The sequence below is a fragment of the Pseudomonas sp. 5.2 genome, assembly GCF_059025405.1.
This window is the reverse complement of the sequence record NZ_JBYBHH010000025.1, coordinates 1-26155: the sequence shown is the minus strand read 5'-3', so window position 1 is coordinate 26155 and position 26155 is coordinate 1. Positions and strand designations below refer to the sequence as shown.

The following is a 26155-nucleotide window of genomic DNA, read 5'->3' as shown; positions in this document are numbered from 1 at the left end:
AGAAACATCAATCACTGTACTTCAGCCCACGCAGGATCATCGAAGAAAGCCACTGCGGGATCAGCCCCAGCAGCCAGGTGCCCAGGTTGAGCGGGAACGGAAAACTGATACGCGCCTGGTTAGCAGCCAGCCCACGCTTGATGCGCTTGGCTGCTTTTTCGGCGGTCCACAAAAACGGCTTAGGCCCCGGCATTTCGAAGCACATCTTCGATTCCACGTAGCCCGGCACGATCACATTCACCTTCACCCCTTCCGGCGCCAGCCAATCGCGGATCGCTTCGCCATACACCCGAATCGCCGCCTTGCTGGCACTGTAGGTAGGCGTCACCGGCAGCCCACGCCAGCCCGCCAGCGAGCTGAACAGCGCAATCTGCCCATGGCCCCGGCTGCGCATGGCTGGCAGCGCCGCTTCCACGGTGGCCAGCGCCGCCATCACATTCACCTCGAGCAACGCCCGGCTGTCGTCCCAGCACTCGGCCTCGCCATTGGCGCCCACTGCCGTGTTGAGCCCGGCACCGACCAGCACCAGGTCCGGCTGATGCGCCTCGCTGACCCGCCGCACCATCGCCCGCAGGCCATCCAGGTCGCGCACGTCGATGGCTTCCAGCAGTACCTCGGCGCCCAAGGCGCGGCACTGCTCGGCCATCTCATCCAGGCGGTCCAGGCGCCGGCCTTGCAGAATCAGCGTCACGCCCGGCGCGGCATAGGCAGGCGCCAGCGCGCCGCCGATGCCGCCGGTGGCGCCGGTGATGAGGATGCAGCGAGGTGAAGCGGTGTGGTTCATAGGTATTTTTCGATTCTTGAAGTTTTCGCCATCAGCACTTCGAGGCAATTGGTGACCGCCATGTCGATGCCGCAGCCGGTGTAGAAACCGCCGTTGACCTGGGTGGTGTGGATGACTGTGTTGCGAAAACGATGAAAGAGCTTGATGTCTGGCATGTCCGGGGATTGCCAGAAATCGGCCAGCGCGCCTTGGTGGGTCAGACCGGGCATGGCGTAGATTGGGTCGGCCAGCGTGATGGTTGGGCGGCCGTGGAGGATGGCTGATGCGCCGGCGGTGCTATTGATGGTAATCATGCCGGTGATGTGAGAGAGCAATGTCGGCATGTGCCCGCTCTCCATGAATACGACGCGGTCTGCCACATCGTACTCGCGCGCCAGCGCTTCGGTGACCTTGCGGTAGTTGACCAGCCCTGGTGTCAATGGGTGGTTTTTGATCAACAGGCGTGCGTTGAACGGCGCGTTCAGCGAAAACGAGTCGATCACATGCCTGATGACCTGGGTCATGTTGGAGAATGGCGAGTGATCGCGAATCTGCGCATCACTGTCCAGTTGCAGCGGGAGTAAGAACGTTGGTTGGCGCTCACGGGCAACATCGGCCACGAGTGCGTCGTCGCGGCTGCGAGCGAGCAAAAGACGCAAGCCCTGGCGAATGAACCCCGCGTATTCCACTGCCGCGTTAAACGGCGCGTGGGTCTGGTATTTCGGGTAGAACAGCGGGTTCAACGCTCCGCTGGCGTGATACAGCACGTCGTGTGCCGCGCGGGCGGTAAAAGACAGCTTGAACGCGTTGCCGTTCTGGTAGCGGGGGATGTACTTGCCCACTTCGCGGTACCAGTCGGGGTCCCTTGGCAAGCGCGAGTTGTTATTGACGCCATCGCGCTCCAGGGTGATCCAGTACGGGCGGAAGTAGCCTTCCTCGAACACGTGCACACGAATGCCCTGCAACCGGGCCAGCTTCACTGCGGTGCGGTGCACGGGGCGGCAATCGCCGAACAGCACCAGGTCGGTGATGTCGAGCTGGCGAAAGACATGGGCATACCAGGCATCCAGGTCTTCAGCCTTCTGCGGGCAACTCATGTTTGGGCCATCAGCACCGTAAAGTTCGTCACCGACATTGAAACGTACACTGTGCACAGTTTGGCCAATGTCACGCAGCCCTTTGGCCAGGCGGCTGAAGAAAGGCGAACTGACACCCTGCAGGAACAGAAAATTGTGCGTAGGGATGCGCAGCAGTGGACCACGCGTCGCCCTCGTATTCAGCCGGTCGGGCGCTTCATGCCCAACAAACTGCTCAAGCGTCGTTTCAAGTCCTGCCATCTGGAGATTGCTCCGAGCTGCGGTAGCCCATGCCAATGTTGTAATTCGTAGAGAGTCTGTTCAGCAGTGGTAAAACGATTGGTGATGCGACTGACGTAGGTGGGGTAGAGCAAAAGTGTTCCCGCTACCAGTTGATCGAGTGTCAATTTTCGCGACCTTCGCGCTTGAACCTGCGGTTCCAGTTCACGATCGTCGGTTAGCCCCCAGCCGGCATAGAACGGCTGCCCGTAGGTCGTTACAGGTACGCCGCGCAACAGCGCTTCGAAACCCGACTGCGACGTCAGTACATGCAATTCGTCAACCACTTCCAGCAACTGCTGCAGCGGCGTGTTGCCAATCACCTCATTGCACCAGTGAACTGTTTGCGCTTCGTCATCGCCCTCGGGTCGTGTGCCGGCGAGTACCTCTGGGTGCGGCTTGTACAGCACCCAGGCCAAGGGATTGGCCTCACGCACTGCACGTAGCAGTTGGAGGTTGCTGCGAATGCGCGCGCTGCCGTAGCGAATGGAGGCATCCCCCTCGACCTGGCCGGTGACGAGAATGACGCGTTGCGCCGCTGGAGGACGCTGCCAGGCAGTACCGGGTAGATTGTATTTGGTCAGGCCAGCACTACAGATGGCCATGCGCAGGTCTGCGGCGCGACTCAGGAGGGCGTGATCAAAGCTGCCGCTGGCGAGAATCTGCTCCAAGCGAGAGGGGCGAGTAGCGTCGTAGTAGATGCCCAGGTCATCAACCACCCATGACAATGGTCGTGCTTTACCTGCGCCCAAGCCGACAGAGCGCAGAAAACCGTCTTCAACACGGTTGACCTGTTGTGGGTGGGCATGGAGTTCGGCGTCGTGTTTACAGCCCCAAGAGACGACGGGTAGCGACGGCGAAAGAGGCTTTTTTGGTTTGATGAAGCGAATCGCGCTGCCGTCGAAAAACAGTTTAGCCAGTGGCATTTTCCAGCGACTGAAACCACAGATTTGTACTTGTGGGGGCATCAAGCTGCGGTGATGTCGCTGTAGGCCTAGCCAGTTAATGAGTGCTTCTGGCGTGCAAGAGTCGCCGCGCTCCGGACAGACATATCGCGGATAGCGCACCAAACTGGCATGGATCAACTGTGCCAGACACACGGGTGTGCGTCGATGAGGGGCAGGGAGGCGATCATCTGTCAGTCCCCAGCCGGCATAGAAGGGCATGCCCCACGTATGTACCTGCACGTTCCAGAGCAGGGCGTCGAAGCCCAGTTGCGAGGTCATTACGTAAACTGCTCGTACGCGCGGCATCAACTCAGCGGGATGAATGTTCTGAGCAAGGATCCGAACCCGCGGGTGCTTGGCCACTTCGGTCAAGTCAAAGTGTCCTGTTTTTCGGCGTGCGACGACGTCGGGATGCACTTTGAGCAAGATGGTGTGTTGGGGGTAGCGGGCTAACGCCGCATCGAGCATCGCCGTGAAGTCGGCGGGCCCAGCACCTTGAAGTGAGGCATCGCCCCGGGTTTGGTCGGCGACCAGTACACAGTCGTTCGGAAGTGTCGGTGTCTCGATTCTGGCGTCGTTGTATTTTGATACCCGATTTCGCTGCCATAGTGCCTGAAGAGAAAGTGCACGCGCATGTTCTTCGGGCGAGAGTGGCTCGAAGATGAGTTGCTCCAGACGAGAAGGGTGCCCGGAATCGTAATAAACACCGACGTCATCGACGATCAATGAGAGTGGTGGGTCGTCCGCACCCAAACCGACCGAGCGAAGGAAGCCATCCTCCAGAGTCAAGACAGGTTTGCCCGCTTTCTTAGCCTCAGCAATGGCCTGAAGTGCGCTAGGTTTACGGCCCCATGCCATTACCCAGTCCGTTTTCAGGACATCACCCACGACACCGCTCTGCAGCGAAAAATCAGGCAGCAACGAGGGCAAAGTAGTGATCTGCTGAGCTCCCTTTGAGAGGATCAGCAGGCGTGGGCGAGGCAGAGCATCATCCATAAACGTGGAGCGGCGTTCCATGCGTCGGACAGCTGAGGGCTAAAAGCCCTTAGGGTCCAGTGAATTTTGAGGTCGCGAATCTTAATACAAATTCACGTTCATAGGATGACCCAAGCCGAAAATTTCCGATGAAACCCGAAGATTCCTACTGTTCCCCACGGATGACATCAAAATGATATCTGTTCACAGCAGAGTCAGCAGGTACTCGTATTTTTCTAGCAGCAGCGGCATGCGATTCTGCTCTTGGTATTCCTTGATGGTTTCTGGGCGCAGGCAGTGGTAAAGCGCTGTCTGCAAGAAGACATAGCGCTGGTTGCGTAATGCGTCTTCCTGGTCGAAGTGGGGAGCCAGCGCTTCGCGGTAGGCTTTTTCGAATTGGGCTTGAGCTAAAAGGAACTCTGACATCTCCTTACGTCGGAATAGGCTACCTAGATAGGCGCCGCCGTCGAACCCGATCCTTCCAATTTTGGCCTCACTCCAATCGATGAGATAAAGGCGACGCTTGCGTATGAACAGGTTTTTGCGCAAATAGTCCATGTGGCTTATGCATCGGGGGCTGCGCCTTGCCTGAGATGCCAGCGTGCGAATTACGGGGGCAAATGCTCTGAGGCGCTGCGCCAGCCCGGTAAATCGGGAGTCTTCGCGAGCCAAACGCTCTAGCTCAGGCAGGCAACGTGCGAAGTTGAAACGTGGGCGCAAGAGGAACCAAGGACGGAAAAAGTCCATGCTCCATAAGAGCAGGGTCTGATTTCGTGGCATTGCCTCGATGTAGGCGCTACTTCGTTCCTCTTGCTCGGCGATGCCTCGCCCCAAATGGCGGCCGATGGATTGCATACGGGGAGGGCGCCCTCGAATGTAGCGAGTGAAGATCAGGCTTTCCCATGGTGTCTCGATCACGCCTAGGCAGGGCGGATAGCGGAAATAGACGCTGCCTTGGAGCATCCCCTCAGCGCGGTGGAATCGTGCTTCCTGACTGCCAATGAATGCCACCTTGCGTATCGATTTCTCCACTACATCCATCGGTTTGCCGGTGATGGGGTCAATCAGGCGATGGAACCGAACATAGTTGACGAATGAGGCATTCGACTCCAGGTCGCGGCTGTGAATTGTCAGGGGGAGCCCGCCCCACTGGGGCATCAAGGTGTGGATATGGTGCTCGAGTGAAGCTCGCTGCCAGCGGAAGAAGGTCTTATGTTGGGCAGAGGGCTGGGTAGGGGCAGTCATTAGCTGTAGTCAGGTATAGCCGGCGGTCCGACCTGTATTTTTGAGGGGGCGGTATGCTGCGTCATAAGAGAACCACGCACAACGAAAAGTTTCGCAGCGCAGTCAATCGCTTGATGGCACAAGGCTAGTCTGAATGCCTGATTTTTGGGCGAAGAGGGCGTAGGATGAAGCCTGAAGCCCAGTAGTCTGATTCCGGATCGTTCAGGAGAGCTTATCTTTGCTTAATGTTGCAAACCCCTTAATATTCGTGCCCTTGCAAACCTGCAGCATTCAGGGACGGACATGAATCATCTCACCATTGCCAAAGAAGCCCTCATCGCTCAAGCCCAGGCTGTCAGTCAGCTGGCTGACCGAATCGACGGGGAGTTTCAGAGTGCTGTCGACCTCATTCTTGCCTGTAAAGGGCGTACGGTCGTCTGCGGTATGGGCAAGTCCGGGCTTATCGGTCAGAAGATGGTAGCCACCTTCGCGTCTACCGGGACGCCCAGTTTCTTCCTTCATCCGGCTGAGGCCTTCCATGGCGATTTGGGAATGCTCAAGCCAGTCGATGTGCTTATCCTGATTAGCTACAGCGGCGAGACCGAAGAATTAATTAAGCTGATTCCTAGTCTGAAGTCTTTTGGTAACAAATTTATTGCAATGACTGGCAATGGGCAGTCAACACTAGCTCGGCATGCTGACATCTGGCTGGATATCTCTGTCGAGCGAGAAGTATGTCCGAACAACCTTGCACCCACCACTTCCACCATCGCCACCATGGCCATGGGGGATGCATTGGCAGTTGCATTGATCGAGGCCATCCAGTTCAAACCGATGGACTTTGCTCGTTATCACCCTGGCGGTAGCTTGGGCAGAAAGCTCTTGACTCGTGTGTCAGATGTTATGCACAGCCCGGCGCCCTTCGTCAGTCCGTCCACCAGCTTCCATGACTGTCTGCTGATGATGACGCAGGGCCGCCTTGGCCTCACGTTGGTGAGTGACGAAGGGCGTCTGGTAGGGATCGTCACTGACGGAGACCTGCGCCGCGCTTTGCTAGATAACCCGGGGGTGGTAGGGGAGAAGGTTTCGGCGTTCATGACGGCTACTCCACACGAGATTGCCTCTGATGCGTTGATATCTGAGGCTGAAGGATACATGCATGAAAACAAGATCCGCGCGTTGGCGGTGAGAGATGCTTTGACGGGCGAAGTGAGCGGGATTGTGGAGATTTTTGACTGATCCCGAGGCATCAAAGGGCGTGTTTCAGCGTGTTCGAGCGCGCCTTTCGTCAATGGTTGTGAGCTGTAACATTGCGGTTGACCCTGATTTTTTGGAAACAGTGCTTGCCTGATACATAAACTGAAATATTCGGTGCTCTATGATCAATTCAGCTCAGTGATGACTATAGATCTTACAGTGTCGATATTCGGAGGGTCAGGATAATGTTTCTTGTTGCCTTATTCGCGATCGCAATGGTTTTTCTCTGCTCCAGCCTTGGGTGGTTATTGCATTTGGATGACTGTGAGGACTTTTAATGTCCAGTCGAGGGGGTGCCCTTGACTTGAGCTAGGTACGCCCTGATACTCGTAGCTTTGCGGGCTTCGAGGTTTGGGTTTGGTATGGCGGTGAAATCAAAAAAAGTTGTACTAGGCTGTAATGTGAGTGATGCATTGTCGGATATTGGTGCATACAACTACTTTATGGTTGATCATTCGGCCTATCCTTCCTGTGATAACCTACTACATGTAAGTCGAAAAGACCCTGGCGCTAAAGAGTTGGTAGTTGCACTCGCCAATGCGGGTTTTAGTCTTTATAAATCGGAAGAGCATGTTTCCAAATTTGTTAGGAATAGCGAAATCGCTAATTTCTGGCATCGAGTAAAGGAAGGTGACTTTCTAACCTCAGACGGTCTGGTTTATCAGGTCGATCTTCCGGCAAATCCAGCGGTTTCTAAGCTTTTGGTTGTTTTTTCCTCCATTGGTGAGGACATATTTATGTCTAGCCTGATGAGGATGTTTACCTTTAATTTTAAATCTATTGCTAAGTATATTCCAGCTGATGCCGCTGTTTTGCGAATTGCTGATGTTGGATCTGTGGTGGGAAGCTTCTATCTGAATAATAATTCGGATCGGACGTTCGGTGATCGTGTGACGGCCTTGATTCACAAGGTGAGTGATGATCTGAGGGTCTCTGCGGAAAACGTGACGTTGTACGGAGCGTCCAAGGGCGGAACCGCTGCGCTATATCATGGCGTCACAGGCGGGTTTAATGCGGTTGTTGTAGATCCAATAGTCTCAGATGAGTATTATGAGAGAGTTTTTGCTGACTCACATTTTACGCAGGGCACTTTTCCAGAAACTAAACAACAAACGTTCTCAAGGATTCTTGAGTCGGACAGGCTGTTGAAGCAGAAGATTTCGATTATCTATTCAGCTCGTTCGCCGCAGTACAGTTACATTGGTAGTATTGTTCGTGAGTCAAAGCTGGGAAGGCAGTTCAATTATTTGAACTCGTTGAACCCTTTGATTAATGACCATCCTGATGTGGGCGTGCAGACTGTGAATATTGCTGTAATGCTAATCAATATGTCCATGTATCATCTTAAGCCAGACACTTATAATATCGAGGTTGTTTAACGCCTATTGGCGACTGCGTTCATTGCATGGGGTGGGGCCATCGGTGATGGCCCTGTTCTATTTAGTAGGCCTTGCCTGCTTTGTAGTAGTTCTCGAAGCAGAAGTTTGTTGCGTCAATGTACCCCTCTGCGCCCCCGCAGTCGAAGCGTTTGCCCTTGAACTTGTAAGCGATTACGCAACCGTTTCGTGCCTGTTTCATCAGGGCGTCAGTAATCTGAATTTCGCCCCCTTTTCCAGGTTCAGTATCTGCGATGATGTCGAAGATGTCTGGAGTGAGTATGTAGCGTCCGATAATCGCTAGGTTGGACGGTGCGTCCTCCGGTTTCGGTTTTTCGACCATATTGGTGACGCGGAAGATATCGTCACGGATCATATCGCCAGCAATAACTCCGTATTTATGGGTCTCTTGCGGGTCGACTTCCTGAATCGCAACGATTGAGCAGCGGAACTGTTTGTACAGTTTAACCATTTGCGTTAAAACACCATCACCTTCAGGGTTGACGCACAGGTCATCTGCCAGCACGACGGCGAATGGCTCATCACCGATCAGGGGGCGGCCTGTCAAGATTGCATGGCCTAAGCCCTTCATCTCAGTCTGGCGAGTGTACGAGAAGCTGCACTCCGAAAGCAGCCGACGGATACCTACCAGGTATTTTTCCTTATCGGTACCCTTGATTTGATTTTCCAGCTCATAGCTGATGTCGAAATGGTCCTCAAGGGCACGCTTGCCGCGGCCAGTGACAATGGAAATTTCGCTTAAGCCAGCGTCCAGTGCTTCTTCCACGCCGTACTGGATGAGAGGTTTGTTTACAACCGGCAGCATTTCCTTAGGCATTGCTTTGGTGGCTGGCAAAAAACGAGTGCCGTAACCAGCGGCCGGAAATAAGCATTTCTTGATCATGAGTAACCTTAAATTGAGTGGCGCGAAATCTCAATGACTAGAGTTTTCGGTAGAGTGAATCATTTGAAAATATCATTCAGTACGTTGCCGAGCCGCAGGCCAGCGGCCAATAGTCGCTCGTCAACGATTTCCATACTTTCCTTGTAGTAATCCTTATCCAAGGAAATGGGGCGTCTAGATTTAGCTAAAGCATAGTTATCTCCATATATTATGCGTTTGGCAATGTCATGGCTCTCCATTGCCCATTGTTCTGGAGTGCCTTGTTGCACGGTTTTGTGTTTGGCAAGTAGTCGTTTAGCTATGGACTCGGGGCTCTGCTTAGAGCTTCGTATGATGATGGTATCCCAAACTTTGTGGAGTTCCCATTTCTGTCGGCTGGGCTGGGTGCGCATCGCGCCGGTTTCTTGTATCCCATGCAAAGGTTGGTGAACGTCTCCAATGTAGTGGACGAGAAACTTCAGAGCGCGCTGTTGCTCTATGGGGTCGGAGTCTTCGTGTCTGCCATCCTTTAATTCGCTCTCGGCTTTCAGGATGCCATAGACAACACATTTGTACTTCCCAGAACAGTCGCGTTTAGCCGAGTAACTTGTAGCTTTGAATGGGATTTTAACAACGTGGCTGATCTGAGGGCCAGGCTCTTTACCGCGAATTTTGTCGGCCCATGATGCAATGTCGGATATTTTGCCATTGGCATCTCGATGCATGATGATATCAATGCCGGCCCTGGCTTCCGGGGTGAGTTGTTGCTCGGCAATTAGGGCCACGACTTTGTGTCCTTCGACACCCCAACCGAACGAATGCTGGCAATAGGCCATGGAGAGGAGTGCGATAAGGGCTATTTTAAATCGATTGAGCATTTGGCCTCCTTTGGGCTGCCCAGAAAAGTCAATAAGCAGGCGCCATTAAATTGACGCACATTATCCTTTCCTGTTTAATTCATTGCGTGGCTAGGGTATCATTCATCGAAGATGAAGCAAGTCCGAATGAGAAGGACATCACGTTTTGAAAATTTCAGGGCTTTTAGTTTTCGCCGTTTCATCGGGTTGGAGCGTTTAGTAGAAATGGATAGCAGGCGATAATTAGATTCTTCTGATATTGGATTCATGGATTTAAGCATTTTAAAAGGGTTTGGGATGACTGAAGTTGTGAGTGTCGACGATTCGTTGCGGCTGTCTGAAGTTCTTCGTGTGAGCGGGAAGAGAAAGGTTCAACTGCTGGGGCATGATTCGGATAATCTGAAGCTTCTCCGTACGCAAATTTTTTCCCAGATCAAGTCGACAGGCGGCCGTCAGGTCGAATGGTTCGAGGCTCTACCAGAAGCTCTAGAAGGGGTTCTACAAGAGGCCTTGCCAGACGGTTTGCAGGCTGAGGATGGCGCGTGCCTGACCGTTTCGTTGTTTGCAGGCATTCCTGCTGACGTTTTCCTGATGTTCGATCTGGCGGACCGACAGCACCTCAATCAAATCCAAGCTGATGGTAAGTCAGCCCTTAGCAACTTTAAGAAAATTCTTGTTCCAGGGCAGTGGATGGCGCGCAGTCTGCTGGGCGACAAAAGGCTCGGCTTAAAGGCCACAGATGTTTTGGTTGTGGGGTCTCCTAGGATTGACTATCTAAGATCGCTGGCTGAGCAAGCCGGCGAGACGGGTGAGAGAACGACTCCCCGTGTTCTTTTTGCCCCGATTCACAGTAACTGGTTTGACGCGGCCGGAAACCCTATGAGCTCTAGCTCGGGTCTCCAGCAATACCTAGAGGAGCTTGGGCATCACTGCGAGCTAACCGTTTCCGAGGACCAGCGAAATAAGATCAATAAACGGCCAGTAACGCGTGAGCTGATAGACGCTGATATTGTTATAACTGACTACACGTCGGTCGCATATGAGGCGTGGGCTCTAGGTAAGCCGGTGATTTTTCCACGGTGGATCCTCGGGGATGCCATCTTGGAAAAGGCGCCAAACTCTGCAGAGGCGGAAATCTATCGGCGAAAACTGGGCTACCATCCTGAGAGTTTTGATGCGTTGCTCGAACTGATAGTTGCTGGCAGCAAGCTTGAAGTGAGCGCCGAGGTCAAAGATTTTTGCCGCGATTATTTGAGCAATTTTGAAGAGTCAAATAGCGCCAGTAAGATCTGTGTTCATCTGGAATACCTAAGTGATCCGCAATGGGAAGAGCGTGAAGAGAAAACGCTTGCGGATATTGAGCGATATTTGAAAGAGCATCAGTGGGCACAGGCCGAGTCTGCGCTCATGAGCTTGGTTTCGGTTTATCCTGAGGATGCCAGTCTCAATAATAAATTGGCACTTGCTTACCAAGGGCAGCACAAGTGGTGGCAAGTAGTTGCCACACTGCAAGCTGTTGTTCGCGTAGTGCGCAATAGCGCAGACATTTATCATCGATTGGGTGTTGCTGAGAAAAAAATGGGGCATTTCCGCTCCGCGGCGAACGCCTATGAGCATGCTATTTTGCTGAGTAAGGCAGTGCCTGCGGAGTGGTACTACCGCCTTGGCTACTGCTATGAAACACCATGTCATGAGGGGCCGGCTGACTTGCCTGCTGCTATCAATGCCTATCAAAAAGCCTGTGAGCTGGACAAAAAGCACAATGCGGGTAAGTTTGGTATAGGCGTGTTTCATGCCGCCGCTGGTCGTTGGTCCAGAGCAAATGCTTCGTTTACCGAGCAATTGAACTTGGTGAAATTTGACTTCGATCTGCATTTCCGCCTTGGTCGTGCCCAGGAACGATGCTATCTATGGGCTGACGCTGAAGTCTCGTTCCGGAATGCCGTTGGATTGCGGATGAAATCGGCTGAATCGCATTTCCGACTTGGCTTTACTCTGGAGCGTCAGAATAAGTTCGAAGCAGCCCTTTCTTCGTATAAGTACGCGATTACGCTCGGCGGAAAAAATATTGCCGAGTGGCGTTATCGGGCTGGTATTCTGCTCATGGAGTTGGGTAGGTTAGACGAGGCCTGTAATCTGTTTATGTCGATGCAGGGTAGCGGGGCTCACCAAGACTTTGACAGAAAGCGATATGAAGCATCGCTAATGTCAAATCGTATCGATACCATCAAAGCCGAGTTGGCCGACAACTCGGAGAAGAGTAGTGTTTGGTATGAGTTTTATGAGGCTAATCTACAGCTTGGGATGGCCGGCGCGGCAAGAGATAGCTTGGCAAATGCAGTGCGTTTCGCCCAAGAAGAACAAGTTCAGAAGCTTGTCTCTCTTTCAGGTTCGTTAAACACGAAGCTCGCCGAAGTTCAGTTTATTGAAAGCCGTTTGGAGAGAGATTGCACCCAGCCGGCCACTTGGATCTCCTACAGCAAGGCCCTTGTAGTCGTCGGGCAACTGGCAGCCGCGGCTGAAGCGATCCAGCAGGCTATCTGGCGTACGAATCAGCATGAAGCTGGTCTGTATTATGAGCTCGGAAGATTGTTGGCTCTCTCTGGTGCGATTGACAAAGCTTGTGAAGCGTTCCGTTCGTACAAAATTATCCAGCGTCCGACCAGTGCTTATGAAGACAAGTTCCTCACCGACAGCACGCTCAACTTCCATGCTACGTATAAAGAGTATATCGAGCTACTGCCGGTAATGGATGATTGCATCCTCTATGAGGTGCATAATGGGTCATCAATGGCGTGTAACCCGCTTGCAATTTTTGAGCATGTTCTCGCTAGTGAGGAATATGCCAATCATAAGCATTTCTGGGTGATTAACGATCTTACTAAAGTTGAGCAAAGATTTAGAAATTTAAAGAATGTATTCTTTGTCAAGCGGGGGAGTGCACTCTACCTTCGTTTGATTGCTTCGTGTAAGTATCTGATTTGTAACGGTACCTTTGCAGAGTACTTTGTCCGGAAGCCAGGTCAGCAGTACCTGAATACCTGGCATGGAACTCCGCTGAAGACGCTTGGCCGCGCAATGAATACGCCGCCGTACACGCGTGCCAATACGGCGCGTAACTTCCTGCACGCAACTCATTTGATTTTCCCTAATGAGCACACTCGCCTAACTCAGATTGAAGGTCATAGCATTGATCGGATTGTGAGCGGCGCTCAGTTGATTAGTGGTTATCCACGAAATGATCAGCTTTACAAGATTGACCAGGAAAAGCTTTACGAAGTTCGTCGGACTTTGGGTATTTCAAGTCGCAAACCAGTTGTCCTGTTTGCGCCTACGTATCGCGGTAGCTGGAATACGCCTGAGCTAGAAGCTGAGGTGCTGATTGAGCAGTTGAAGAGCATTATTTCGGATGATTACACTTTGCTTTTCCGAGGCCATCATTTGGTCGAAAAGCAGCTCGTTGAGATGAAGTTGCCAGTAAAGCTGGCTCCACAGTCGATTGATACTAATGCCTTGTTGCCCGTCGCAGATGTTCTGATTTCCGATTATTCGTCGATCATTATTGACTACATGACGCTTCAGCGTCCTGTCCTCCACTTTATTCCTGACTGGGATGAGTATAAGTCCGAGCGCGGGCTGTACTTCGAGCGCAGTGACTTGCCGTGGCCACAATGCCAGACGACAGATGAGCTCCGCGGCTTGATTCATAGTGCGTTGAATGATCCAGGCTTGTATGTCAATGCAACCTATCGAGAGTTCCATGAGCGCTTCTGTGGTGTTGAAGATGGTCGTTCGACTCAGCGAGTGGTCGAGTTTTTCTTCCAAGAAAGGGGAGTAGCGTCTCCGCGTAACGATAAAAAGCCGATTGTTGTACGATCCGCGCTTGGTACTATCAATGGTGTGGCGACTTCTGCAATTTCGTTAGTGCAGAATCTTGCTGCACAAGGCAAAGATGTAGTGCTCCTTCTCGATACAGTAGAGTTGCGTAAGGAGGAGGCTGGGTTTGACGCGATACGCAAACTCGAGGAAGTGGCGAATGTCATCTTCCGAAGTGGTCGGACTTCCATGAGTCTCGAGCAGCAATGGGTCTCTGATAAGTTCAACGCTGAAGGTATCTTCTATTCGCAAACAATGCGCGATGTGTACGAATCTGCGATGCAGCAAGAAGTCTATCGTGTGGTCGCGGGCCTAGAGGCTGAGATCAGTGTTGATCACCAGGGCTATCACCCATTCTGGGCGGGTTTCATGGCGGCTATTCCAGCTAATCGTCATTTGATTTACCTCCATAATGATATGCTGGAGGAGTCAGAGAAGCGTCTTCCTAATTTGCGAAAAGTTTTTGAGTTTTATAGAGACTATGATGCTTTCCTTAATGTGTCTGAAAGCTCAATGCAAACCAATCGTGATAGTTTCAAGGGTATAAATCCTGGGATCGTTGATCAGTTCCATCTCGTTAGAAACGGCTTGGATGTAAATCGAATTATCACTGATGCAGAATTGGAGCCTGATGACGCTGGTTATCATTTGCTTAAATCTGATCCGCGATTCAAGATTGTCAACGTGGCGCGCATGTGGCCCGAAAAAAACCAAGTAAGACTTATCGAGATGGTCAAGTTGCTCGTAGAAGAAGGGCATGATGTTGCTCTTTATATACTTGGTACTGGCCCGCTTCACGCGGAGTTGGAAAATCTGATTAAAGAGCTTGAGCTGAAGGATCGAGTGGTACTGCTTGGCGTTCAGCGCAATCCTTTCCCGTTCGTGAAGGCTTCGCAGTGTCACGTGCTGTCTTCAGACTACGAGGGGCAGGGTATAGTTTTGCTTGAGGCGATGACGTTGGGTGTTCCCTGTGTCTCCACTGATATCCCTGGCCCTGACAGTGTATTGGAGAACGGTTTGGGTATACTCACCCCGTTGACTCCTGAGGGCTTGGCTGAAGGTGTTAAACAAGTTATCAAAGGGGAGTTTATTCCGCGACCGTTTGATGCTCGCGAATATAACGCGGTCGCTTATGGGGACTTTGCACTCGCTGCCCAGTAACGAAAAAACGCCGGGTTTTGTCCCGGCGTTTTTTTTGGGGGGGGGGAGGGGCGCCGAGCTTATTCTAAGTGCCCCTTCTAATGCTGGCTTATTTTACTTTTTGATCGCAGCGTTTGGGTTGGGTTGCAGTGTGAATGTCTTCGGTTTGAAAACTTCGATCTCTGCCGCGTCAATTGAGTGCTGTAACTCGGTGCAAAACCTCCCCGCATCTTTAAAGCCTATTTGGCATATCTTGCTGGGGGCGTAATTCCACCACTGCAGTCGGAGCAGTTCGGCAATTATTTCCTCCGAGAACCGATACTTCAGAACTTTTGCAGGATTACCACCCACAACCGCGTAGGGGGGGACGTCCTTTGTAACCAGTGCACCTGCGGCTATCACGGCCCCGTCGCCGATGGTTATACCCATCCTCAATGTTACATCGCGACCAATCCACACATCATTTCCAATTTGCGGATAGGCCTTTCTGTCATATTTGTGCCAGTTGTACTGCTTTGTCTGCTCTTCGTTAGTGAAGTCGCGGACGAGATCGTTACCAGGCCTAAACGTGATGATAGAAGTAGTCACGAGGTCCATGGGGTGGTGAGAGTCAAGTATGACGAGGCCAGTCGAGATTGAGCAGTATCGCCCTACCGTCATTGATTCAGCCAGGGCTGAATATGAGTATGAGAGTGAACCGATGGAGCACAGGCCGGAGTACTTGCCTCCTCCTATGCTGCCTCTGTATGAGCCTTTGTAAAGAGCTGAGTGGCTCTCTATTGTCACTGCCCGCCAAGAAGGAATCGGTTGGTCAAGGGTCAGCCAGCCGTACTTTTTCTGCGACGGTTTCGGAGAGTTGAGTTTGAAAAGAATACGGTTATTCCAAAACTCTTGTGCCAGGGCTTGAGTTATTATCATTTTACTTCCTACTCATGCTGCGCGCCGGCAAGTGGCAACGTGGCGCGGTGTGGGGCCCGGCCAGCGTAGCCGAGCGTAGAGGTCGCCCGATGATCGAGTGCCTTTATAACTATGTCAATTATTCTTCTTAGAGCTAGAGAAGCCTCCGCACGGAGTTCTCAAAGTCCCAAGCCTATAAGGAGCAAATTCAAAGCGCTTAAAGAGTGCAGCATGGTCACCCAGTGGGCAACACAAACTTAATGCCCCGCCTGTTCACAGGTGGGGCATTAAGTACTTTAAACAGCGACCAAGGGAGGCGTGCCGCGGCTCGGTGCAAGAACTTTTTTTGCGATCCTGAGATTGCCGGATTCCCAGACCTCGTCTACCGCTTCCGCAATTAGCTTGTAGGATGAGCCGAGTGTGCGCCGGGGTAAGTAAGACTCCATAAACTGTAGAGTGCGTGCATCTGGGCAGGTGACCTGGCGGATCATGTCCACCATCTCATCAAAGCTGTTGGCATGCAGTCCTAGACGCTCATGGAATATATGGCTTTCCGCCGAGCCGAGATCGTCATACAGGTTGCCTTCACCAATAAGCCAAGACGGGAAGATTACAGGTTTACCCAGCGCCCACGCTTCATAAACAAGTGTGCCACGATCGGCGATAACAACATCCGCTTCGATGAGCTTTTCAAAAGTCGGTTTTTTGGACTCTCGTAGGTTTGGATGGAGCGAGACATCGTAATCGAAGAGCGTACGCAATCTATCTTCGTAGTGAAGAATGCCCGGATAGCTGGAAATCACGCCAGCTTTGCTTTCAGCGTTATGCGTCGGCGCCCACAAGACCTTAATCTTGCGGAAGGGGGAGAGTTTTCCGAGCTTCTCCGCCAGCGTTCGTTCTGACAAGTACTTACGCTGGGCAGCCAGCAGCGTATCGATTCGTGGCCAACCTACGACCTTAATCTGATTAGCCGACAATTCCACGCCACGGGTTGTGAGCAACTTACGCTTGAGCCAATCACCCGGCACGCAGACCGTTCGATACTTGTTGATCTCAAAGCCCCGTTGAGGGTCGCGTCGGGTCAGGTAATTCTTATCGGCAAGGCCATGAGACATCATGACGTGTGCACGTCGATAAATGAAAAACGTTACGTTCACCGCGCCTGCCCGTGTGACCACGGGCGCTTGCGTTGATTCCCAGTCGGGCAGCTGTGCGTCGATGCCCGCAGCAAATTCCTGCTCCAGCAAGCGGAGATTTTCGCTGGCAACGTAGGTGTAATGAACCTGTTTGCGGTCACTCATCGCATCCGACCTCAGGCGACCGCAGGGGTCGCTGGGTTTTTCAGGTGAGATTTGATCAAGCTGCTGGAGATCTCCGGAGTGCGAGACAGATATACGACTTCGCAAATGTCGTTAAGGAAGTCGAACTTGCCCTGCCAATCATCCCCAATCACAAAAATGTCAACATTATGCGCGATGATGTCTTCTCGCTTCTGCTCCCAAGTGAGTTCGGGGATGACGAGGTCTACGTGACGGCAGGCTGCTACGAGTTGGCTTCTGTCGGCGTAACTAGAGTACGATTTTTTGCCTTTGCCTTCGTTGAAGCTGTCCTCGGAGACGGCCACAATCAAGCGGTCGCCCAGGGAGCGTGCGCGCTCGAGCAAGCGAACGTGGCCGACATGGAACAAGTCAAAGGTGCCGTAGGTGATTACGGTTTTAGCACGAGTGCTCATGTGATCTTCCTGATTATGAGTCGATAAAATGTTATCGAATGGTTAATGGACGAAGTGCTTCAAAGACTGTTGATAAAGTCTTTACATTCCTCATCGACTTTGTAACGTGATCGAGACCACGTTACCCCGTGCTTGATGACTTTTGCCGGGATGCCGACCGCGAGTGTGCACGCGGGTACATCTTTCGTGACCACGGATGCCGCGCCTATTATCGCACCTTGGCAGATTCTATTGCCCGGCAGAACGATGACGCGCTTGCCAAGCCAGACGCGTGGTTCAATGATGGTCTGAGCGTCTTCAGAGTTGATCAGCTCAAGCGTGTCGATATCGACGATGCCATGGGCATCATGGCCTTGTATCACGACATCTTCACCAATCAGGCATTGCTTGCCAATACTGATACCGGTGCCATGCACAGCGATGTGCATACCCCGTGAGGTAACAGCATCGCCCACGCAAATTGACGGCTTGAGGTTGTTAAGGCGAATGTCAAACTTTCCTTCGCATTTCGCCCCAATGAATACCTTTGCGTGGCTCTGACGGAACATCACCCGGATCTGGGCGGTGTCACTGAGGATGACGAGTGTGCAGTTGACAACTTTCTTCTTTCCCAAGAACTTGATTTCGACATTCTTCTTTCGCTGGAGAATATCGTTGTAGATCTTGGCTGTGGTGAATAGCTTGCAGTTCGGCTCGAAGAAGTCCGGCAGTATCTGCTTGGCCGCCAACTCGCTCAGGGCATACTCCTTGATCGGGAGTGTGCGTGTCTCTACGTCCAGCATCGTATCGATGCTGGTTTCGGGAAACATTGATTTAAATAGCTTCTCAATCACTGGATTTTTCCTTGATCCTGGTCGTCTAGGCAAGCTTACGCACTAGGTGCGGGGCTGTGACGCTCCCACGGGGCGCTTTGGAATAGACGCTGATCGAAGAAAATCTGAGTCTGATTCTTATAGGTGGTGTCTTCTGCGCTGCCATTGCCATCGTTAAAGCAAATGAGCTTGTACTTGAAGCGCTCTTTGTTGACCACTCGGGAGATATTGGTGGGGCGAATGATGATACCTGGAGCATCTGCCTTGACCGCCAGGCCCGATGCGTAGGCAAAGTGGTGATAGAGGAATGACGTTAGGTTGATATCATCCGGACTACGGCGTTTGGCCGATCGTGTCAAGGTGAAGACTTCTGGGAATAGCCCTTCGATCTTTTCTAATACCGACTTTTTCAAGCAGTAGGGTACATGCCGATGGAGGTTTTTGGCTTCGTAACTCGGGAAAACAGTCCGTAGCAACTTGCGTGAGTTGCTAGCAGCGACCAAATAGTCTGGTGTCTCTTCGTTGATTGCGTCACCGGCCATTCCGTAAGGTTCGAAGTAGGCAAGTGAGCGCCCGATCTCATCGAAGAAATCAGTCGGCAGGCACGGCTGGCCTAGGACAAAATCATCGTTTAGGTAGATGAAGTTTTCGCTAAGTCCTGGTATCCGATGCAGGCAGGCTTCGATGGCGTGCGAGTTGAAGTTCGGAAGCACATCGGTATCTGGGAAGATCTCGTTGTGATCAACCCATACTACCTTTTTGTCATCGCGCAGCCATTCTGGTTTCTGGCAGTTAGAGACAACATAGATCTTGTTCAACCAAGGTGCGTACTTATTCAGCGAGCGTAGCGAATAGCGGAGCTCGTCGTTATTGGTATAGCGGTCTGGATCGAAGCCTTCTTCCGGGAAGGACTCTGTCCATAAGGTTTGCCAGTTTTCGTCTGTGTGGTTTACCCAGGTGTAAACCGCGTCGATGGTCTGATAATCCACGCGCTTGGCTTTGGGGGCGTAGATTTCTTCAAACATATCTATTGGGAAGCGGCGCTGCCATGCCCGGCCCGAGCGCATGGTGGCTTCACCCGTAGCGGCGAGGTCGTAGAGGTAGAAGTGCAGAACATGGGTCTCGCCAAGGATATTGCACAGTTCGACGACAAAATCTGGACGTTGCGCTAGCGCTGAACAGACTGCTTTCACATCAAAGCGGTCATCTGCACGCGAGGCTAGATTGAATCCACCGCCCAGGGTGTAGATTGTTACATTGGTCGGTGTGGATTCTTTTAGTCCGGCGATGAAGCTGATCAAGCCGTTGAGATACCCGCTCCACAGTACCAAGCTGTTAGGGTTGACGCCGTCCTCGGCGCCTATTCCAGCATTGAGATACTTGCGAATGTACTCCGGCAGCCCCAGGCGATTCACCTCTAAAAGGTCGACACTGCGTGTCACCGTCTGAGGTTTTGCTTCGGTCTTGGTGATAGCTGCAGGTGGAGCATCCTTGAAGACACGTTTACGAAACATGTCATAGAAAAACATGTTTGGGTCACGAAGAAATTTCCGTATTTTTTTGTACTTCACTGGCTTTTTATTCATTTAATAAAAATCTCAAACGTCGCTTGAAAGTATCGAATCTGTCTATGTGGCCTGGTTTGTTCTCGAAAAGCGCTGAGTAGTCGTCGACGCTTCGATCAGACAGGCGACAGGCTTCGATAAATTCTTCCAATAGGCTTTTGGAAATGTCGTCGCCCCAGTTCCTGTTGTGAGTTTCCACGAATCTTGAGTAATTAGATTCCCGTCTCTCTTTGTGCGCGATTACATTGGGTCGTTCATGATAAAGATGGAAAACAAAATCTTTGTTTAATAGAGCATCAAGAGAAAGGCGGCCTAGCGCGCGCCTGAACCCCGAGGTGAACAATGGCGAGCGCGCACTCCTGTTAGACATCATTTCTCTGCAGGGCTGCAATGATCCATAATGCTGCGCCAAACGCATCATGAAGTCGAAGTCTTCGTAACCATGCCCGCTGTAGGATTCGTTGAACTGGCCGATGGCAGCGTAGTCATCACTTTTCATCAAAGTGACGGACGAGGGGTTCGCCAGGTGCAGGAATTCTTTTCGAGAAAACGAGAAGTATTTTTCTTTCAGTAAAGCTGGGGTTGTTTTCCCCTTGCAAAGGTCTTTCGACCCTTTGGCCGTCAGATACATGCAGGGGAGGAAATAGAACGGGGAATGCCTAGCGGCTATAAGGTCCCTGTATTTTTCCAAGAGGGAAAAGTCGGGCCAAATGTCGACGTCTAGTAAGGCAATCAGCTCAGTGTTCACTACTTCGAATGCTCTGTTTCGGAGCAAAGATGGGTTCACTGAACCTGTATAGTGCTTTTTGGCCAGCAGCGTAGTATAGCGGTTGTTCTCTAGGCTTTTTTTGAGGCGCCGGTCATTGAGGCTGTTCTGATCGTTGAGCGAGAAAATCAGAGGTATGCGCGCGCTCTCGGCAGCGTCCGACATCCGGACTGCTTTTCGCAGAATATCCAGCGGACGTTGTGATAAGTCGAGAGGTACGATAATCGAGATGTCATTCATCGTTCAGGTTGCTGTTTACTCAGGACTGACGGTTATGCCGGTGTATTCAAGAGTCGGTGACGATGAGGTGGTCCATCTGACTCGCTGCGCGTAATCATGCCCGGCTGCCCGGGCATGTTTACGCCAGCTATCAATTCACACCAGTCGCGCGTCCCAGAACCATGGTTTGCACGATCGGGGAGATGACTTTTTGCCACTCATACACGGCTGCGTTTGTTACGTAGATCGTATCGTCTGGTTTAACCATCACCTGGCGGGCATAGAAAATGGCCGCAGGGTCTCGCATGTTCAGGCGCAGGACGACAGGTTTCGGTTTGCCAGCCTCCATGCGGAAGACGAAGACGCCTTCTGCGTTGGCGCTGCCTTCTCGCAGGCCACCTACGCTGCCCAATGCATCGAGGAGGCTAGTATTGCGGTCGGGCAAGTCTTTCAGCCCTGGCGATGTTACAGCGCCCATGGCGACGAAGCGCTGTCGTGCCCTGTCAAGCACTACTTCAGAGTTCGGGCGCAAAACCATGTTGTTGCCTGCCAAAACTTCTTCATAGTTGAACTGTTGGACTTGGCTGCCGTTGCGCACAGTCACGTTAACCAAGTGAGGCTCGAGTACCGGGCCTCCCGCCTGGTTGACAGCGTCGAGCAGGGTCAGCGGACCCTGGAGGGTGCTGAAACGTCCTGGGGTTTTAACCGCGCCAGCAACCAGTACCGAGCCCGACAGGTCACCTACCAGCTCGACGTGAGTCTGCACGTCTGTAGTAATGCCTTTCAATTGACGATGGATCATGTTTTCAACTTGATTCAATGTCATGCCGGCGACGAATTGGCGGCCCACATAAGGGAGAGATAGCTTCCCTTCAGAGTCAATACGAGACTTGAGCTGTGTGCCACCCGTAGCCAGCGGGGCGAACAGAGACGAACCTTCCGGTGCGGTGTCAGCGATCAATACATTGAGTGTGTCACCTGCCATTAGCCGTACTTCCGGCGGCACGGGCTTGGTGACCGTTGCCAGCACCGGTGGAACAGCACCTCGCATGTAGGGCGCGATGGTCTTCGCGTCAATGTCGACGAGGGTGTAGGCCTCGGTTTTACTTTCGATCGCGCCTTTGTAAGGGCCTGCGCCGGAAATCGTACCGCCGCAACCGGCCAGGCTCAGGCTTGCCAGGGCCAGTGCTGCCAGCTTCAGGTTGAAGGTGCGAGAGACAGCCAGGGATTTAATCACGATGATCCTCGATCGAAGCCAGAATGAAGCGGGTGATGCCGTAGAGCATCAACAGGCCAAGCAAAATGGTCGCCAGGTTGTACCAACGTTCTGGGTACAGGGCGAGTTGTGGGGTGTTTGGGCTAACAACTGTTACTAGCGTCCGAATTTTCTTACTAGCTTCGATGCGGGCGTTGTCAACAGCGGCAACAGCAGTCTTGTAGCTTTCTTCAGCGATCCCGGCATCCAGCGTCAGTTGTTGGAAGCGCGAGGCCACCACGTTCAACTGTGTACCTTGTGGGGAGGAGACCAAAAGGCGTTTTTCTTTACTCAGCTGTTGAGTAATCGATTCAACCTTCTGACGCTGCTGCCTGACCTGAGGGGCATCATTGCGCAGTTTGAAGGTCATCTCGGTAAGGAGGGCCTGCTCCTTCGTGTATTGGCTCTCGAGGTCGGCAATGATAGTTGCCCGACTTTGGGCTGTGGTGCCGCCGTCAAGAACCTTGTTCTCGTTTTGGAACGTCAGCAGTTGAGTTTTGCGCTTGGCGTAGTTCAGCCGTGCGGTTTCCAGTTCGCCTTGGGCGAACTTCATTTGTTCGCGTGCAATCTTATGGCTGACTTCGTTGACGAAGTGTTCGCTGGCTTGCAGGATGGTGCGAAGCATCTTCTCGGAAAGCTCAGGCGTGAAGGCCTGGACTTCTACGCGCAGCAGGCCAGTCGTTTCGTCGTAGTGGGCTGAAACCATGCGCTGGTAGTACTTGAGCAGGTCTTCACGTTCGGCATTCTCATCCAGCCAGAAGAAAATGTCGCTGCGCTGGGCGGCATACTGTTCAATCCAGTGCACGCGCTCTTCCAGTAGCAACATCATGTCTGTCGACGTTATGTACTCACGAAGGTAAAGCGTTTCCTCTCGCGACGCCGGGTTGGTCCCGGTCAAAAGAGTCGCGAGACCTGGGACCTGCGCTGCCTGGTTATTGCCGTCTTGACGCACCACCACTTGGGAAGAGCTGACAAAGCGGTCAACGGCGAACGCACCGTAGTAGACGACCGCCAGGACCATTGGTAGGGCGACCATCGCGATTGCTAGGCCCCAGCCCTTGAATTTACCCGTGCTGCTCATAATGTGATGCATCCTTGAATGGAACAGTCTTGCAAAAAAAATATTATTAGGCGCTATAAGCTTTGATGCCTTCGATCACGTCTTCGTAAATCTCTATTTCGCCATCTTTCACGAGCAAAACGATATCGCAGAGTTTGCTGATTTCTGACATCGAGTGTGACACGAGTACAACATTGGAGGTCTTTAGCTTCTCGCGAAAAATCTTCCTGCACTTACGTTTGAACTGAGCGTCACCCACCGACATAACTTCGTCGATTAAGTAGTAATCGAAGTCAAACGCCATGCTTAGGCCAAAGGCAACGCGAGAGCGCATACCGGACGAGTATGTTTTAATCGGTTCGTCTATCCAGGTGCCAATTTCGGCGAACTCTTGGACAAAGCGAATCTTCTCGCGCATTGCTTCGCCTTCTGCGCCATAGACTCGGCAGACGAATTTGATGTTGTCCCTACCGGACATACTGCCTTGGAACCCACCCGTCAAACCAACCGGCCAGGAGATACTTCTGTCGGTGACAATCGTGCCCGAGTCAGGCACGTCGGCCCCACCCAGGAGCCGCATGAGTGTTGACTTGCCAGCGCCGTTACGGCCGATAAGGCCGATGTTCTTCCCAGGTGGAATAGCTAGCGACAGATTCCGAAAGACATATCGGCGCCCTTTGGGCGTCAGATATGACTTGGTGACGTTTCTCAATTCGAACACGGTAGCCGGGCCTTATCCATTCTTGGTGGAAATCAAATGCAGCCTGCGTGCCCTGTAGCTGCCCAGCGAAATGAACAACAGCACCAGGGTGAAGCCAGTCACGTAACCGATTGAGATGCCGTCGACCATTGCGTAATGCGGCAGTACCTCGCCGCGAATCAGTTCGGTCAAGTGAAGAAACGGGTTGAGCAGCAGGATCGGCATCAATGCGTGTGGCAGGTACGCCGCAGGGATGAGTACCCCTGATATGAAATAGAGGGGGAAGAAAACCATGCGTATGACCAGCTTCAGGCTAGGTAAGGCATGCGTGATCAGCGCCAATACCATGCCGAGACTGAACGCAAAAAGCAGGCCAAGCGCCAGTGTCATGAACCACATCAGTGGGTTGTTGATAGACATATCGAACCCCCACCAGGCAAAGCCGAACACGATAAGGGCGTAGACAAGCCCGCTGATGCAGGCTTCGACGATTACGCGTGCTATGTAGGTGTCGAGGGGTTTGATCTGCTTGTAGCCGAACAGGGATCGGTTCTCCCGTAGGCTGTCCATCAACCTGAGTGCCGTGTTGCGGTAGAGCAAAAACGGAGCCATGCCCACCAGCACGAAAACGGGATATTCGACCCCGGAGATCGTCCGGCCACGAATCATGGTGTACAGCAGTGAGAAAATCAGCAGATGGCAAATTGGCTCGATCAGGATCCAGACCGCGCCCATGCGTCGATCCCCGATGCGGGCTCGTGCCTCGCGCAGGACTAGGGCAAAGATGACTGATTTCTGAATCTGCAGCGACGAACGAGGCTTCAAGATGGTTACCGCAAAGCAAAGCAGCGCGCCTAAGCACGCCGGAATTCATCTTCACGAAAGGCCCGATTCCCTTGGCGGGTAGGCTGGGGATTTCCCGGATACTTCCATGTTCTAAGGTGCGCGAGGGTAATTCGATGAGACGCAAGCGTCAAGAAAATTGAGCGAATTTGCAATCTTAAGCCTGCTCGATTCACTCGATCTGTGGTGATAGCGACACAGTCACCTCTCTGCACATCTCAATAGTTGGCTGCAAGATCCGTATGTCGGCAGGGCTAGATGATTAGGGGCTGTAGCCCAAGCGCTGCATAGTTATGAGTGATGTCAAAAAGATATCACCTCGGGATGTGCCAGTTTACACGGTAGGTCCGTCTTGGCCCTTATAACGTCGATATCCACTGATTGCGCTGGCAATGCGACCTGCTCAATCGACTGTTATCTCAGCACAATTGCTACAAAATAGGACTCAATGCTGGCTAAAATTTATCCATTATGGCTATAGAATTCAGATGCTTACGGGCTCAGATGGTTCTTTGAGGCCTGTATGATTTGTTCGAAAGGCATCAATTGCGTCAGGTTTGAATAGGGCGCGCGATGTCCCAGCTGTCTCTCCACAGGCAGATCGGCATTTTTTGGGGGCGATTGAGATCTGAAGGGAGGCTGACTAATAGAGTCAATGTCACGATGGCGGCCAAGCTTACAATTTATCCCGCCAGCCATTCCCCTAGCGAGCACAGTGCCTATAATGCCCGCCGAAATTGGCAGCAGCTGGCTGTTGTTCATGGACAGATTATGCATCAAGGAAATCATTCGCAATGCCGTACTACCGTAACCCCCGTGATGTGACGGCCCTCCCTGCCTGGCAGGCGCTTCAGCACCACCGTGAGGCCATGCAGAACTTCAGCATGCGCGAAGCCTTCGCCGCCGATGCCAAGCGTTTTGATCAGTTCTCCCTGAGCAGCTGCGGCCTGTTCCTCGACTACTCGAAAAACCTGATCACCGAGCAAAGCCGTGACCTGCTGGTGAACCTGGCCAACGAAGTCGGCCTGCAGGATGCGATCAAGTCGATGTTCAGCGGCGAGATCATCAACGCCTCCGAAGGCCGTCCGGTGCTGCACACCGCCCTGCGCCGCCCGGTGGGCGACAAGCTCAGCGTCAACGGCGTCAACGTGATGCCGGAAGTGCACAAAGTGCTCAACCAGATCACCGAACTGGTCGGACGCATTCATAACGGTCTGTGGCGCGGTTACAGCGAAAAGCCGATCACCGACGTGGTCAACATCGGCATCGGCGGCTCGTTCCTCGGCCCTGAACTGGTCTCTGAAGCGCTGCTGCCCTACGCACAACGCGGCGTACGCTGCCATTACCTGGCGAACATCGACGGCAGTGAGTTCCACGAACTGTCGGCCAACCTGCGCGCCGAAACCACCCTGTTCATTGTTTCGTCGAAATCGTTCAACACCCTCGAAACGCTGAAGAACGCCATGGCTGCGCGTACCTGGTACTTGGCCCATGGCGGGGCGGAATCCGAGTTGTACCGGCACTTCATTGCCGTCTCCAGCAACAAGGCCGCCGCCGTCGCCTTCGGTATCCGTGAAGAGAACATCTTCCCGATGTGGGACTGGGTCGGTGGGCGCTATTCGCTGTGGTCGGCCATCGGCCTGCCGATCGCCT

Annotated in this window: 20 protein-coding genes; 4 read left to right on the top strand and 16 right to left on the bottom strand. The window is 52.6% G+C overall.

What is annotated here, in order from left to right:
• Positions 1-7: 7 nt before the first annotated feature.
• The 4 genes from AC5PZ0_RS26655 to AC5PZ0_RS26640 all read right to left on the bottom strand — a co-directional run bounded on the left by AC5PZ0_RS26655 (position 8) and on the right by AC5PZ0_RS26640 (position 5285).
• On the bottom strand, positions 8-784 hold the full coding sequence (locus tag AC5PZ0_RS26655; protein ID WP_027595982.1) for an SDR family NAD(P)-dependent oxidoreductase: 777 nt from the start codon (positions 782-784) through the stop codon (positions 8-10).
• Positions 781-2100, bottom strand: a complete 1320-nt coding sequence (locus tag AC5PZ0_RS26650) for a capsule polysaccharide biogenesis protein (RefSeq protein ID WP_493856070.1) — start codon at positions 2098-2100, stop codon at positions 781-783. The genes AC5PZ0_RS26655 and AC5PZ0_RS26650 overlap by 4 nt, the downstream gene beginning before the upstream one ends.
• On the bottom strand, positions 2040-4061 hold the full coding sequence (locus AC5PZ0_RS26645) for a capsule polysaccharide biogenesis protein (RefSeq protein ID WP_454244194.1): 2022 nt from the start codon (positions 4059-4061) through the stop codon (positions 2040-2042). The genes AC5PZ0_RS26650 and AC5PZ0_RS26645 overlap by 61 nt, the downstream gene beginning before the upstream one ends.
• 183 nt (positions 4062-4244) lie before the next feature.
• On the bottom strand, positions 4245-5285 hold the full coding sequence (locus AC5PZ0_RS26640) for a phosphotransferase (protein ID WP_454242350.1): 1041 nt from the start codon (positions 5283-5285) through the stop codon (positions 4245-4247).
• A gap of 282 nt (positions 5286-5567) precedes the next feature.
• Here AC5PZ0_RS26640 and AC5PZ0_RS26635 point away from each other — a divergent pair, with 282 nt between their 5' ends.
• Together AC5PZ0_RS26635 and AC5PZ0_RS26630 are read left to right on the top strand one after the other, a co-directional pair.
• On the top strand, positions 5568-6503 hold the full coding sequence (locus tag AC5PZ0_RS26635) for a KpsF/GutQ family sugar-phosphate isomerase (protein WP_085273747.1): 936 nt from the start codon (positions 5568-5570) through the stop codon (positions 6501-6503).
• Positions 6504-6883: 380 nt separating this feature from the next.
• Complete coding sequence (locus tag AC5PZ0_RS26630) at positions 6884-7900, top strand: XcbB/CpsF family capsular polysaccharide biosynthesis protein (protein ID WP_493856069.1); 1017 nt, start codon at positions 6884-6886, stop codon at positions 7898-7900.
• 61 nt (positions 7901-7961) lie between these two features.
• Here the strand turns inward: AC5PZ0_RS26630 and galU are convergent, their stop codons facing one another.
• Both galU and AC5PZ0_RS26620 read right to left on the bottom strand, forming a co-directional pair.
• Entirely contained in the window at positions 7962-8801 is an 840-nt protein-coding gene (galU, locus tag AC5PZ0_RS26625) for a UTP--glucose-1-phosphate uridylyltransferase GalU (RefSeq protein WP_085273745.1), read from the bottom strand.
• Positions 8802-8860: 59 nt separating this feature from the next.
• Entirely contained in the window at positions 8861-9658 is a 798-nt protein-coding gene (locus AC5PZ0_RS26620) for a S1/P1 nuclease (protein WP_493856068.1), read from the bottom strand.
• Between the two features lie 276 nt (positions 9659-9934).
• On the opposite strand from AC5PZ0_RS26620, the gene AC5PZ0_RS26615 reads away from it, so the two are divergent.
• Positions 9935-14674: a CDP-glycerol glycerophosphotransferase family protein gene (locus AC5PZ0_RS26615; RefSeq protein ID WP_493856067.1), complete on the top strand. Its 4740-nt coding sequence runs from the start codon at positions 9935-9937 to the stop codon at positions 14672-14674.
• A 93-nt stretch (positions 14675-14767) separates the two neighbouring features.
• On the opposite strand, the gene AC5PZ0_RS26610 is transcribed toward AC5PZ0_RS26615, so the two are convergent.
• From AC5PZ0_RS26610 to AC5PZ0_RS26565, 10 genes are all read right to left on the bottom strand, one after another.
• Positions 14768-15571 carry a CatB-related O-acetyltransferase gene (locus AC5PZ0_RS26610; RefSeq protein WP_493856066.1) on the bottom strand — a complete coding sequence of 268 codons (804 nt, stop codon included), beginning with the start codon at positions 15569-15571 and terminating at the stop codon, positions 14768-14770.
• Between the two features lie 275 nt (positions 15572-15846).
• Positions 15847-16851, bottom strand: coding sequence for a CDP-glycerol glycerophosphotransferase family protein (locus AC5PZ0_RS26605; RefSeq protein ID WP_186679446.1), 1005 nt, complete (start codon positions 16849-16851; stop codon positions 15847-15849).
• Positions 16852-16862: 11 nt separating this feature from the next.
• Positions 16863-17282, bottom strand: coding sequence for a glycerol-3-phosphate cytidylyltransferase (gene tagD / locus AC5PZ0_RS26600; protein ID WP_493856065.1), 420 nt, complete (start codon positions 17280-17282; stop codon positions 16863-16865).
• 59 nt (positions 17283-17341) lie between these two features.
• Positions 17342-18115, bottom strand: a complete 774-nt coding sequence (locus tag AC5PZ0_RS26595) for an acyltransferase (protein WP_493856064.1) — start codon at positions 18113-18115, stop codon at positions 17342-17344.
• Between the two features lie 35 nt (positions 18116-18150).
• On the bottom strand, positions 18151-19680 hold the full coding sequence (locus AC5PZ0_RS26590) for a stealth conserved region 3 domain-containing protein (RefSeq protein WP_454242345.1): 1530 nt from the start codon (positions 19678-19680) through the stop codon (positions 18151-18153).
• Positions 19673-20665, bottom strand: coding sequence for a galactosyltransferase-related protein (locus tag AC5PZ0_RS26585; RefSeq protein WP_454242344.1), 993 nt, complete (start codon positions 20663-20665; stop codon positions 19673-19675). Before AC5PZ0_RS26585 ends, AC5PZ0_RS26590 begins: the two co-directional genes overlap by 8 nt.
• A 130-nt stretch (positions 20666-20795) precedes the next feature.
• Positions 20796-21881: a polysaccharide biosynthesis/export family protein gene (locus AC5PZ0_RS26580; protein WP_085273736.1), complete on the bottom strand. Its 1086-nt coding sequence runs from the start codon at positions 21879-21881 to the stop codon at positions 20796-20798.
• Positions 21874-22980: a KpsE/RkpR family capsule polysaccharide export protein gene (locus tag AC5PZ0_RS26575; RefSeq protein ID WP_085273735.1), complete on the bottom strand. Its 1107-nt coding sequence runs from the start codon at positions 22978-22980 to the stop codon at positions 21874-21876. Before AC5PZ0_RS26575 ends, AC5PZ0_RS26580 begins: the two co-directional genes overlap by 8 nt.
• A 46-nt stretch (positions 22981-23026) precedes the next feature.
• The gene (locus tag AC5PZ0_RS26570) at positions 23027-23680 is read right to left on the bottom strand and encodes an ABC transporter ATP-binding protein (protein ID WP_085273734.1); all 654 of its coding nucleotides are present in this window, start codon (positions 23678-23680) and stop codon (positions 23027-23029) included.
• Positions 23681-23692: 12 nt separating this feature from the next.
• Complete coding sequence (locus AC5PZ0_RS26565) at positions 23693-24484, bottom strand: ABC transporter permease (RefSeq protein WP_085273733.1); 792 nt, start codon at positions 24482-24484, stop codon at positions 23693-23695.
• An 812-nt stretch (positions 24485-25296) separates the two neighbouring features.
• Between AC5PZ0_RS26565 and AC5PZ0_RS26560 the strand changes: the two genes are divergently transcribed.
• Positions 25297-26155, top strand: an 859-nt coding sequence (locus AC5PZ0_RS26560) for a phosphoglucose isomerase-related protein (RefSeq protein WP_493856063.1), incomplete at its 3' end; no start/stop codon positions are given.

Coding starts and splice junctions, on each gene's coding strand:
- AC5PZ0_RS26655 (WP_027595982.1), bottom strand. CDS start 784: ATGAACCACACCGCTTCACCTCGCTGCATCCTCATCACCGGCGCCACC.
- AC5PZ0_RS26650 (WP_493856070.1), bottom strand. CDS start 2,100: ATGGCAGGACTTGAAACGACGCTTGAGCAGTTTGTTGGGCATGAAGCG.
- AC5PZ0_RS26645 (WP_454244194.1), bottom strand. CDS start 4,061: ATGGATGATGCTCTGCCTCGCCCACGCCTGCTGATCCTCTCAAAGGGA.
- AC5PZ0_RS26640 (WP_454242350.1), bottom strand. CDS start 5,285: ATGACTGCCCCTACCCAGCCCTCTGCCCAACATAAGACCTTCTTCCGC.
- AC5PZ0_RS26635 (WP_085273747.1), top strand. CDS start 5,568: ATGAATCATCTCACCATTGCCAAAGAAGCCCTCATCGCTCAAGCCCAG.
- AC5PZ0_RS26630 (WP_493856069.1), top strand. CDS start 6,884: ATGGCGGTGAAATCAAAAAAAGTTGTACTAGGCTGTAATGTGAGTGAT.
- galU (WP_085273745.1), bottom strand. CDS start 8,801: ATGATCAAGAAATGCTTATTTCCGGCCGCTGGTTACGGCACTCGTTTT.
- AC5PZ0_RS26620 (WP_493856068.1), bottom strand. CDS start 9,658: ATGCTCAATCGATTTAAAATAGCCCTTATCGCACTCCTCTCCATGGCC.
- AC5PZ0_RS26615 (WP_493856067.1), top strand. CDS start 9,935: ATGACTGAAGTTGTGAGTGTCGACGATTCGTTGCGGCTGTCTGAAGTT.
- AC5PZ0_RS26610 (WP_493856066.1), bottom strand. CDS start 15,571: ATGATAATAACTCAAGCCCTGGCACAAGAGTTTTGGAATAACCGTATT.
- AC5PZ0_RS26605 (WP_186679446.1), bottom strand. CDS start 16,851: ATGAGTGACCGCAAACAGGTTCATTACACCTACGTTGCCAGCGAAAAT.
- tagD (WP_493856065.1), bottom strand. CDS start 17,282: ATGAGCACTCGTGCTAAAACCGTAATCACCTACGGCACCTTTGACTTG.
- AC5PZ0_RS26590 (WP_454242345.1), bottom strand. CDS start 19,680: ATGAATAAAAAGCCAGTGAAGTACAAAAAAATACGGAAATTTCTTCGT.
- AC5PZ0_RS26585 (WP_454242344.1), bottom strand. CDS start 20,665: ATGAATGACATCTCGATTATCGTACCTCTCGACTTATCACAACGTCCG.
- AC5PZ0_RS26575 (WP_085273735.1), bottom strand. CDS start 22,980: ATGAGCAGCACGGGTAAATTCAAGGGCTGGGGCCTAGCAATCGCGATG.